The sequence below is a fragment of the Streptomyces sp. NPDC060049 genome (genome assembly GCF_042736715.1).
GTDB lineage: Bacteria > Actinomycetota > Actinomycetes > Streptomycetales > Streptomycetaceae > Streptomyces.
Window position 1 is genome coordinate 241,293 of the sequence record NZ_JBHWVV010000008.1, and the last position, 11,527, is coordinate 252,819.

At 75.0% G+C, this 11,527-nt stretch carries 8 protein-coding genes and 1 pseudogene; all 9 read left to right on the forward strand.

The window, feature by feature from the left end; all coding sequences use genetic code 11:
• Positions 1-130: 130 nt before the first annotated feature.
• Positions 131-802: a LuxR C-terminal-related transcriptional regulator gene (locus ACFWBY_RS17465; protein WP_385342155.1), complete on the forward strand. Its 672-nt coding sequence runs from the start codon at positions 131-133 to the stop codon at positions 800-802.
• Positions 803-1,036: 234 nt separating this feature from the next.
• Entirely contained in the window at positions 1,037-4,171 is a 3,135-nt protein-coding gene (locus ACFWBY_RS17470) for a hypothetical protein (RefSeq protein ID WP_385342153.1), read from the forward strand.
• Positions 4,168-4,872, forward strand: coding sequence for a DUF4255 domain-containing protein (locus ACFWBY_RS17475; protein WP_385342151.1), 705 nt, complete (start codon positions 4,168-4,170; stop codon positions 4,870-4,872). Before ACFWBY_RS17470 ends, ACFWBY_RS17475 begins: the two co-directional genes overlap by 4 nt.
• Positions 4,869-6,962 (forward strand): AAA family ATPase, encoded by a 2,094-nt coding sequence (locus tag ACFWBY_RS17480; protein ID WP_385342149.1) that lies wholly within the window; start codon positions 4,869-4,871, stop codon positions 6,960-6,962. The genes ACFWBY_RS17475 and ACFWBY_RS17480 overlap by 4 nt, the downstream gene beginning before the upstream one ends.
• A gap of 170 nt (positions 6,963-7,132) precedes the next feature.
• Complete coding sequence (locus tag ACFWBY_RS17485) at positions 7,133-8,692, forward strand: phage tail sheath family protein (RefSeq protein ID WP_385342147.1); 1,560 nt, start codon at positions 7,133-7,135, stop codon at positions 8,690-8,692.
• Positions 8,693-8,780: 88 nt separating this feature from the next.
• Positions 8,781-9,221 carry a phage tail protein gene (locus ACFWBY_RS17490; RefSeq protein ID WP_030388073.1) on the forward strand — a complete coding sequence of 147 codons (441 nt, stop codon included), beginning with the start codon at positions 8,781-8,783 and terminating at the stop codon, positions 9,219-9,221.
• Positions 9,218-9,715 carry a hypothetical protein gene (locus ACFWBY_RS17495; RefSeq protein WP_385342145.1) on the forward strand — a complete coding sequence of 166 codons (498 nt, stop codon included), beginning with the start codon at positions 9,218-9,220 and terminating at the stop codon, positions 9,713-9,715. The genes ACFWBY_RS17490 and ACFWBY_RS17495 overlap by 4 nt, the downstream gene beginning before the upstream one ends.
• The gene (locus tag ACFWBY_RS17500; RefSeq protein WP_167739575.1) at positions 9,712-9,870 is read left to right on the forward strand and encodes a DUF6760 family protein; all 159 of its coding nucleotides are present in this window, start codon (positions 9,712-9,714) and stop codon (positions 9,868-9,870) included. The genes ACFWBY_RS17495 and ACFWBY_RS17500 overlap by 4 nt, the downstream gene beginning before the upstream one ends.
• 40 nt (positions 9,871-9,910) lie before the next feature.
• Positions 9,911-11,527, forward strand: a pseudogene (locus ACFWBY_RS17505) (hypothetical protein); the annotation flags it as partial.

Consider the following 11,527-nt stretch of genomic DNA (forward strand, 5'->3'; position numbering starts at 1 on the left):
GCGCGAGGGCAACGCTCCGGGCAACCCCGATGCCCCCACCGGATGCCCTCAACTCCAGTCGCCGAAACACCTGTTGCGCATCACTTCTCATCCGCATCCCGACTCACCCATCACGGAACAGGTACGACACATGCCCCAGCCTGACAACAACGGACCCGCCTCCTCGTCCGGCGCCGGCCGACGGGTCACCGTGGCCGTGTACGCATCGGACCCGATCCTGCGCGTCGGAGTCGTCCACCAGCTGCGCCAGCGAAGGGAGATCGAGCTCGTCGACGACGTCGACGCCGAGGAGGCGCAGGTGTCGCTCGTGACCGTGGACAGCGTGGACGACGAGACGGCCGCCCTGCTGTACCGACTGCGGCACAACTCCGACACGCGCACCGGGCTCGTGGTCGGCACGTTCGAATCCGGGGACGCCTTGCAGCGTGCGATCGAATGCGGGGTCACGGCGGTCCTGCGACGCGCCGAGGCGGACCAGGACCGGCTCCTGCGGCTGGTCCTGGCGATAGCGAACGGCGAGGGCGTGCTGCCCGGCGACCTGCTCGCGAAGCTCCTCGACCACGTCGGCAGTCTGCAGCGTTCGGCGCTCGACCCGCGCGCCGTGTCCCTGTCCACGCTGACGCCGCGCGAGGCGGACATGCTGCGCCTGGTGTCGGAGGGCCTGGACACCGCGGAGATCGCGGCCAAGACCTCGTACTCCGAAAGGACCGTCAAGAACGTCCTGCACGAAGTCATCACGCGGCTGCACCTGCGCAACCGCACGCACGCGGTCGGCTACGCCCTGCGCCAGGGGCTGATCTGACCGTACGGCGAGGCGGGCGCCGGAGCCGGGGGCGCAGGAGGTCCGGACGGCGCCGACGGCGGCGGCGGTGGCCGGCAGTCGGCCCGAACGGGCGGGCCGCCCCCGCCACTGCCCGAAAGCGCACCGGTTGCTTCCCCCGGGTCCGGCCCCGCGGCCCTGCCGGTCCGCGCGTGCGGGGACACAGGGTGGCGGAGTCATACGCAGATGCTGCACCGGACGACGAGGTGGACCCTGATGAACACGGGTGGATCCGGCAGTCGGCGACCCCGCTGGGGGAGAGTCGGCGCGTCGCTGCTGCTCCTGATCCCCCTGCTCGCGGTGACGGCTGCCACCGGCCCCGGCGACTCCGAGGCACGACCCCTCGCGGCCGACGCCGGGAACGGCCGGGTCGTCTACGCCGGTACGCGCCACCGCAGCCTGGGCCGGGTGGCGACCGGCACGTCCAGCACCCCGCTGTTCGGCGAGGGCCCGGCCCACCAGGATCTCCAGCCCGCCGCGCTGGGAGACCAGTTGGTCTTCGCGAGCCGCCGCGACGAGCGGAACCCGCAGGTCTACCTGCGGTCCGCGGACGGCACGGTGCGCCGCCTGACCAGCGGCCTGGACGTGGCACACCCCCGGCTGACCCCGGACGGCCGGGCGGTCGTCTTCGACTCGCCCCAGGCCGACGGGTCCGGTGGCACCCAGCGCGACCTGTGGCTGGTGCGCACCGACGGCAGCCGCCTCACCCGGCTGACCGACACTCCCGCGAACGAGGAGCACCCCACGGTCTCGCCGGAGGGCGGACGTCTGGCGTACTCCAGCGACGAGGACCGGGCCGCCGGACGCCAGGTCTACGTACGTCCCCTGCGGGGCGGCGCCGCCACGCGCGTCACCGGCCCCGGCAACGGCACGGCCACCGAGCCGGTGTGGAACCCGGTGGACGACGCGGCGAACCGGGACCTGATCGCCTACACCGCCACCGGGCCCGCCGGGCCCCGTCTGCGATGGACCGACGGGCGGGGCGACGGACCGCTGCTGGCGGGCGCCCAGGCGGGCTGGCGTACCCACGGGGCAGCGTGGTTGCCCGACGGGAACGGTGTGCTCTTCCTCAGCCCGGACCGCACCTGTGACTGCGAGGGCGACTGGGACCACGTCTTCCGGGTCCCGGCACACTCGACGGACACCCCCCAGGTGGTGCTCAGCGAGGACCGCGAGGTCGGACCGGCCACCTGGCTCGGCCCGCTGAGCGGCGGCGGCGCCGTGGTCGAGCGGACCTCGGCGGCCGGGCCGCACGCGGTGACCCTGCAGGACGCCCGGATGGACGGTTCCGACCCCCGTGACCTCGGCCTGACCATCCTCAAGGAGGACCCGGCGGCCGACACCAACACCGACCCGGCCAAGGACCCGCTGTTCCGGCCCGCCCCCGGGTACGACCCGTGGACCGAGCGGCAGAACTACACGCCCGACGGGCGCCGGATCGTACTGACCCGCTTCGAGGACACTGACGACGGCCGGATCGAACGGATCTGGATCGCGGACGCCGACGGTTCCCACCCGGCGCCGCTGCCGCTCGCGGGCCGCGGCCCCAAGGACTGGGACACCGACCCGACGTTCTCCCCCGACGGCAAGTCCCTCGCCTTCACCCGGACCTCGCCCGGCGGCGTCGGCGACGCCGCCGGCCCCGCGCGCATCCTGATCGCGGACGCCGCCACCGGCGCGATCCGGGGTGAGATCACCCCGCCCGCCGACCGCCCCCGGGGCGGCGACGCGCAGCCCTCGTGGTCCTCCGACGGCACGGCACTGGCCTTCACCCGCACCCTCGAGATCAACGGCGGCGGCGGCAACAAGCACGTCTGGACCGTGCCCGTGGACCGCCTGGACCGGCAGCGCGACCTGAGCGCCACCATCTGCCCCGGCGCCTGCGAGGTCATCGACGACAGCCCGGCCTTCTCACCGGACGGCGCCACCATCGCCTTCAACCGCAAGAACGGCGCCGGCCGCGTCGACGAGCGCAGCGGCATCCTCCTCGCCGCCGCGGCGGGCGGCGCCTGCCGGGTCCTGCTGCCCGACGCCGCCCGTGACGTGCCGGGGGCCTGCGGCCGGGAACTGCCCGAACCCACGGCCAAGGGACCGTTCCAGCCCCGCGACGCGGCCTGGACCGCCGACGGCAAGAGCCTGGTGCTCAGTGCCCGCGGCTCCCGCGCCCCCGACAGCCCGGAGAAGCTGAAGCTGGTGGACGTGGCCTCCGGCGCCCACAACCTGCTCGTCACCGGCCTGCCGGGCCGCCAGAAGGAACCCGGCGTCCAGCAGTCCGTGGACCTCGCGGTCCGGGCTCCGGACAAGGCCGCGCCGCTCACCGTCGGCGGCTCCGCCACCGTCCGGGTCGACGTCGTCAACCACGGCCCGGCCGCCTCACCCGGTACCCGGCTGACCGTCGCGCCCCCGGCCGGCGTGAGCGTCACCGCGCTCACCGCACCCGGCGCCACCTGTGACGCGGTGGCGCTGACCTGCGCCCTGGGCGTCGTGCCGCCCGGCACCACCGTGCCGGTGGCCGTCACCCTCACCGGCGTCACCCCCGGCGACCAGCAGGTGGACTGGTCCGTCACCGGCACCGTGCTCGACCCCCGCCCCAGCGACAACGCCGACCGGACCGTCGTGCCGGTGCGGGAGGCGCCCGTACCCCCGACGCCGGGCCCCGTCCCGACGCCGACCCCGACGCCCGAGCCGGAGCCGCCCGCGCCGCCGGCCGGCCCCGGGGTGCGCGTCACGGCGCGGCCCGACCCCGGCTACGTGGGCGGCCGCGTCGTCGTCACCTACACCGTCCGCAACGGCCGCAACGCCCTGGCCACCGGTCTGCGGCTGCGCATCGGCCTGCCCGAAGGCGTGCCCCACAACGGGCCGCCGCCGGGCTGCGACCAGGCCTGGGTGTGCGCGCTGCCGGACCTGGCACCGGGCGCCCGGACCGTCCTCCAGGTCGTCCTCAACCCCGACAAGGCCCTCACCGGCCGGGTGACCGGCGACCTCACCACGAGCGGCACCGACGCCGACCTCGGCGACAACACCGCCGAGCAGCGGCTGCGCGTCCTCCAGCCGCGCATCGTCGCCGTCCCGCCGATCGGCAGGCCCGGCTTCGTCACCTCGGTGCGCGGCGAGGACTTCCCGCCCGGCGTGCCGGTTCGGTTCACGTGGAAGCCGGGCATCACGGCAGCGGCTGCACCGACCGTCCCCCGGAGCGACGGCACGTTCATCGGCCAGCTGCTGATCCTCGCCAAGGACCAGACCGGCCCCCGTGTCATCACCGCGAGCGGCCCCGGCTTCTCCCCGGTACAGACCGACTTCCTCGTGGTCAACGGCACGGTGCAGCCGCCCGACGAGGTGACCCGCCGGTGATCCACGAGGTCGACGAGGGGCTGCGCCGGCTGCTGGCGGAGTCCGGCCTGGAGGCGTCGGGCGTCGAGGTGGTGTTCGACGCGCCGACGCGTGACTGGGCGGCGCGCCGCAGCGCGCCCACGGTCTGCGTGTTCCTGTACGACATCCGGGAGGACCCCACCCGGCGCGGCAGCGGCGCGGGCGAGGTGTACGACGCGGACGGCTTCGTCGTCGCACGCCGCACCCCGCCCCGCTGGTTCGAGCTGACGTACCTGGTCACGGCGTGGGCGACCAGGCCACAGGACGAGCACCGACTGCTCTCCCAGGTGCTGGCCTGCCTCGTGTCGACCGACGCGCTGCCCCCGCGCCTGCTCGGTGGCACGCTCGCCGAACTCGGCCTGCTCGTGGACGTGGACGCCGGGGGCACCGGGATGGACGCGCCGGCCGCCTCCGACGTGTGGTCGGCGCTGGGCGGCGAGCTGAAGCCGTCCCTGGGGCTCCGCGTGAAGGCGCCGCTGGCGGGCATCAGCAGGGTCACTGCCCCGCCGGTCACCGAGGGGCTCGTCGTACGCTCCGTGCCGCAGGCCGAGCCGGACGGGGCCGAGAGCGCGCGCCGGTTGCGCTATGTCGAGATGAGCGAACCGGGACCGGAGGGCTTCGCCGGCTCCAGGGAGCGCCCGCGGGTTCCCGCGCGCCGCCGACGAGGGGAGCGGCAGCCGTGACGCACACCCTCGAACCCGCGCGCCCGCCCCTGGCCGACACGACCCCGTACCTGTGGGCACGGCTCCGGATCATCGAGGAGCGTGTCCGCCAGGCCGTGGCGCGCCGGCGCGCCGTCGATCCCGACCCGGACGACCCCTACCGGGGCCAGTACCTCACGCCCGAGGCGGTCGCCCGCGTCCTGGACGCACGGTACGGCCCCGCCCTGCCCGCGCTCGCACCGGACGGCCCCCCGCCCGGCTCTCCGCTCGACCTCCTCGCCGCGCGCTTCGCGCTGGCGCCGCTCGACCTGGACCTGCTCCTGGTCGCCCTGGCGCCGGACCTGGACGCCCGCTTCGAACAGCTCTACGGCTACCTCAACGACGACCTGACCCGCCGTCGGCCCACCGTCGCGCTCGCCCTCGAACTGTGCGGCCGCACCGGGGTGGCGGCCGCGCGGTTGCGGCTCTCCCCTGCCGCGCCGCTCGTCGCGGGCGGTCTGCTGGAGGTCACCGAGCCCGAACGGCCGCCCCTGTCCCGGGTGCTGTCCGTCCCCGACCGGGTCACCGCCCACCTCCTCGGCGACGCCTCGCCCGACCCCCGGCTGGCCGAGGTGCTCGGCGGGGCCGACGACGATCCGGCCGTCGACCCGGCCGAGCTGCACCGGGCCGTCGCCGCGGCCGGCAGCGGCACCGGCCATGTCCACCTGCGGGGCGGCGGCCATCCCGTCGGCCTGGCCGCCGCCGCGCTGCGCGCGTGCGGGCTGAGCCCCCTGGCCCTGGACGCGGCGGCCCTGGCCCACCACGCCCGTACCGTGCCCGAACTCGCCCGCGCCGCCGCCCGCGAGGCCCGCCTGACGGGCGCCGGTGTGCTGCTCGGGCCGGTGGAGGAACTGCCCGACAAGCCCGACGAGCGGGCCCGCGCACTGCGCACCCTGTGTGCGGCGCTGCGCGGCATCCCCCTGTTCACGTACGGAGCGAGCGGCTGGGAACCGGCCTGGGCGGCCGACACCCCCGTGACCCTGACGGTGGCGTCCCCCTCCCCCGACCGGCACGTCGTGCGCTGGCGGCACGCGCTGGAGCGGGCCGCCGGGGAGCGTGGCGAGGTGGGTGAGGTGGGTGAGGCCGACGCGCTCGCCCGGTCCGTGGCCGCGCACCGCCTCGACGCCGAACAGCTGCGGCGCGCCGCCGACACCGCGGTGCGCACGGCCGCGCTCGACGGCCGCCCGGTCTCACCCGACGACCTGCGCACCGCCGTACGGGCCCAGAACGGCGCGGGACTCGCCCGCCTCGCCCGCCGGGTGGAGCCCGCGGTGGGCTGGGACGACCTGGTGCTGGCCGCCCCCACCCACCGCCGCCTGCGTGAACTCGCGGTGCGCGCCCGCCACCGCGACCAGGTGCTGGGGCAGTGGGGCATGCGGCCCGGCGGCGGGCGCGGGCGCGGGGTGATCGCACTGTTCGCGGGTTCCTCCGGCACCGGCAAGACCATGTCCGCCGAGGTCGTGGCGGCCGACCTGGGCATGGACCTGTACGTGGTCGACCTGTCCACGGTCGTCGACAAGTACGTCGGCGAGACCGAGAAGAACCTGGAGCGGATCTTCACCGAGGCGTCGGCCGTCAACGCCGTGCTGCTGTTCGACGAGGCCGACGCGATCTTCGGCAAGCGCTCGGAGGTCAAGGACGCCCACGACAAGCACGCCAACATGGAGTCGGCCTATCTCCTCCAGCGGATGGAGTCGTTCGACGGCATCGCCATCCTGACCACCAACCTGCGGGCCAACCTCGACGAGGCGTTCACCCGCCGCCTCGACGTGGTCGCGGACTTCCCGGTGCCCGACGCCACCCAGCGCCTCGCCCTGTGGGAGCGGTGCTTGGGCGACCGGCTGCCCCGGGCCGACGACCTCGATCTCGGCTTCTGTGCCGAGCGGTTCGAACTGGCCGGAGGCTCGATCCGGTCCTGCGCGGTGACCGCCGCCTACTCCGCGGCCGCATCGGGTGAGCCGGTGACCATGCCCCAGGTGGTGACGGCGATCGCCCAGGAGTACCGCAAGCTCGGCCGCCTGCTCTTGGAGGGCGAGTTCGGGCCGTACGTGGACCAGGTCACCCACGTGTGAGCCGGACGGCAGCGGACGGGCCGGGGGGCTGTTCCGGGGGGGCCGGCGGGGACCAGGAGGGCAGTGCACTTGCCCCCGGCCAGGTCCGAACGCCCCTGCCGTCGGCGGCGGCCGCCGGAAAGGCTGTGGACGGACCTGAAACACAGAACAGCAAGAGCGAAGGAGCGAGCATGCCGACGTACCTCACCCCGGGCGTATACGTGGAGGAGGTGCAGTCCGGTGCTCGCCCGATCGAAGGGGTCGGCACCGCCGTCGCCGCGTTCGTCGGGTTCGCCCGGAGCGGCCCGTTCCACGAGCCCACCCTGGTCACCAACTGGGACCAGTACAGCCAGCACTTCGGCGGCTTCACCGAGGGCGCCTATCTGCCCCACGCGGTCTACGGGTACTTCGCCAACGGCGGCGGCGCCGCGTACGTCGTCCGCATCGGCGGATCCGGCCGGGACGACGCCTCCGCCCCGGCCGTCGGGGGCGGACGCCCCCAGGCCCGCGCGGCGGAGCCGGCCGCCCTCGGCGGCTTCCTGATCACGGCCCGGCCGGGGGTCACCGGCGTGTCCGTCGAGATCGCCGACGCGGACGGCGAGAACCCGCCCGAGGACCGCTTCAAGGTCCTGGTCCGCCAGGGCGAGCAGGTGGCCGAGACCTACGAGGTGTCCGCCCGCAAGAACGTCAAGGGCTACCTCGTCACCCAGGCCCGCGCCTCGAAGCTGATCGAGGTCACCGAGCAGCGCGAGGTGAACCAGAGCCGGCCCGCCGCCCAGACCGTGGCCCTGACCGACGCCCCGGCCCCGTCTGCTCCGGCCGTCCACGGCGAGGTGCCCCGGCTCGACCCCGCCGAGTACGTCGGCGACGCGAGCGCCCGTACCGGGTTCGCCGGCCTGGAGACCATCGACGAGATCACCATGGTCGCGGTGCCGGACCTGATGAGCGCCTACCAGCGCGGCGACATCGACGCCGAAGGCGTACGCACCGTGCAGCTCGCGGTGATCTCGCACTGCGAGCAGATGGGCGACCGGGTGGCCGTCCTGGACACCCCGCCCGGGCTCTCCGCGCAGCAGGTGCGCACCTGGCGCAACGACGAGGCCGGCTACGACTCGCGCTACGCCACCCTCTACTACCCGTGGGTGCGGGTCTTCGACCCGGCCGCCGGGCACAACACGACCGTCCCGCCGAGCGGCCACATCGCCGGCGTGTGGGCGCGCAGCGACGCCGAGCGCGGTGTGCACAAGGCCCCCGCCAACGAGGTGATCCGCGGCGCGGTGGACCTGGAACTGCGCCTGAGCAAGGGCGAGCAGGACCTGCTCAACCCGATCGGCGTGAACTGCGTACGGGCCTTCCCCGGCCGGGGCATCCGGATCTGGGGCGCCCGCACCCTCTCCTCCGATCCGGCCTGGCGCTACCTGAACGTCCGCCGCCTCTTCAACTACCTGGAGGAGTCCATCCTCCTGGGCACGCAGTGGGTGGTCTTCGAGCCGAACGACGACCGGCTCTGGTCGAGCATCCGGCGCAACGTCACCGCGTTCCTCACCGAGGAGTGGCGTCGTGGCGCGCTGTTCGGCCGCACGGCCGCGGAGGCGTTCTACGTCAAGTGCGACCGGGACAACAACCCGCAGGAGTCGATCGACCAGGGCCGCGTGGTCTGCGAGATCGGCGTGTCGCCCGTCAAGCCCGCCGAGTTCGTGGTGTTCCGGCTGGCCCAGTTCTCCGACAGCACCAGCCTCGTCGACGAGTAACAGCCGAAACAGGCGCCACAGCCGTAGCAGCCATAACAGTCGTAGCAGCCGTAGCAGCCGTAACAGCAAGGAAAGGTGAACGACAGTCATGGCAGAGGGCGATGCTCTTTCCACTCATATCTTCGGCGTACAGCTCGGCGGTTACCTGGTCGAATCGATCCAGGAGATCAGCGGCCTGACCGTCGAGGAGGAGGTCGTCGAGGTCCGCCAGGTCAGCGCCGAGGGCAAGCAGATCATCCGCAAGCAGCCCGGCGCCCGCCAGGCGGGTGAGGTCACGATCACCCGGGGACTCGACAAGAGCAGCGAGTTCACCAAGTGGATCAAGGAGACCCTGAACAACGGGGCCGTCGACACCGCGCGGCAGAACCTCACGATCGAGATCAAGGACTCCACCGGTGCGACCGTCCGCCGCATCCAGCTGATGCAGGGCTGGGCCTCCAAGTGGGAGGGCCCCTCCCTCAAGGCCGGCGAGTCCGCCGCGGCTACCGAGTCCGTGACCATCGTGTTCGAGGAGATCATCGTCGAATGAGGCGTCGTACGGTGACGGCGGGCAACCTGGAAGAGATCCTGCAGGTCACGGCCCCGGCCGCGGCCCCGGCCCCGGCGCGGACGGAGGCACCCCCCTCCGCGCCGGCGCCGCGCGAGGACCACGGGCTGCGCACCGAGTTCGAGTTCGAGCTGCCGCGCGGGTACGTGGACGAGGCGGGCACCGTGCACCGGCACGGGGCGATGCGCCTGGCCACCGCCCGGGACGAGCTGCGCCCCCAGATCGATCTGCGGGTCAAGGAGAACCCGGCGTACTTGAGCGTGGTGCTGCTCAGCCAGGTGATCACCCGGCTCGGCGCGATCACCGACGTGCACGCCGGGATCGTGGAGCGGATGTACGCGACCGACGTCGCGTTCCTGCAGGACTTCTACCGGCGCGTCAACAGCGAGGGGCATACGCGCGCGGCGGTCACCTGCCCGCACTGCGAAGGCGGCTTCGAGATCGACCTCTCCGGTGGCCGCCTGGGGGAATCGTGACGTACGCCCTCCCCCGGCTCAGGGAGGAGATCGCGTACATCGCCTACCACTTCCACTGGCAACGCGACGAGATCCTCGACCTGACCCACGGCGAGCGCCAGGAGTGGGTCACCGAGATCGCTCGCATCAACACGCGCGTGAACGAAGGCGGTTGAGCGCATGGCATGGCGGGACTGGCTAGGTCGGCGCGCCGTCGTGACGGACGGTGCGACCGGCCGCCGGGCGACGGCGCCCTCCGGCGGCCCGGCGTCCGCGGCTGCCGCACCGGGGGTCGGCCTGCCCGGCGACTGGGACGGCGGCTGGCGCATGACGGCGCCGCCCCGGCTGACCGTGTCCCGCGCACCGATGGGCGTCAGCGACGGGCTGGCCTTCCGGTCCGGCCTGGCCGCCTGGCGCGATCCGTCGTTCGACGCCGGGCTCGCCCACGCCCTGCTGCCGAACGCCCCGGCCGGTCTCGTACGCGGCGTCGCCCGTCCCGCCACCGCCCGCCCCGCGCACAGCGGTGGCGGCCCGCTGCTGCTGCGGGCGCTGCGCCCGCACGAAGGGGACGCCGCGCCCGGGACGGAGGAGCCGCTCGAGCGGGTACGGACCGCGGCTCCGGGTGCGCCCGGGGCACCGCGGAAGCGCGACACCCCGCAGAGCTCGCGCCGGGTACGGTCCGGTTCGCCCTCGTCCGGTTCCTCCTCGTCCGGTTCGCCCTCGGCCGGTTCGCCCGCGTCCGGCGCCGCGCCGTCCCGTCCGAGTGGCTCGGGTACGCGCGGGCCGGCCGCGGTCGCGGAGGCCTCCGGGCCGGGAGGGCGCCTGTCAGTGCCCGCGTCCGCGCCGAACGCCGCTCCGCCGTCCCGCAGCGGCGACCACCCGCGGGCGGCCACCGGCGGCGGTGCACCGGGCCCGGTCGTCGCCCGTGCCGGCGCCCGTGCCACGGCCCGGGGCGACGCGAGGGAGGTCCCGTCGGGCGAGGAGACCTCCGGGACGCGCGGCCTCACACCCACGCACTCCGCAGCCGTGCTCGGCGCACCCGCTCCCCCGGTGCAGCGGGCCGGTGCGACCGGCAGCGGCACCGCCGTGTCCCCTGCCGCGGCCGGCCCCGCGCCGGCCCCTCCGCGATTCCCACTGATCCGCCGCATCGCGGTGGTCCCCGGGGCGTCCGCCGAAGGTGCCCCGGCAGCACGGGCGGCGTCCGCGGGGCGGGCCGCCACGTCCCCGTCCGGTCCATCCACCTCGTCCACCCCGCCCGTCCAGCGGGCCGCGGCGCGCAGGTCAGGGACCACCGGAACCGCGGGCTCCACCGGATCCAGTTCCGTCCCGGAGGGCCCCGGCGCTCCCACGCCCCACGCCGAGGCAGCGCACCCGGTGGTCCGGCCGCACGCGGCCGGCCGCCCGCTGACCACCGCCCGGGTCCCCGCCACGCCCAGGCGCCGCGTGTCCGTCGTACGTCCCACCGTCCCCCCGGCGTACGACGGCGGCCCGTCGCCCGTCGCTCCGGGCCCCACCCCTGGGCGGCGTACGGGAAGCCGCGCACCGCTCGGCGCCCCCCTCGCCCAACCGCCCTCCACGGTCACGCCGTCGGGCCGCCCCGCACCGGCGGCGCCCGACTCCGCGCCCCCGCCCGCGATGCCCACGGTCCAGCGCCAGGCAGAACCCGGAGCAGACCGGCCGGCCTCTGGCCCGGCCCCTGCCCCGGCCTCACAGACGCCCGTGCGACCTGCGCGAGCCCGCGCACCGCTCGGCGCCCCCCTCGCCCAACCGCCCTCCACGGTCACGCCGTCGGGCCGCCCCGCACCGGCGGCGCCCGACTCCGCGCCCCCGCCC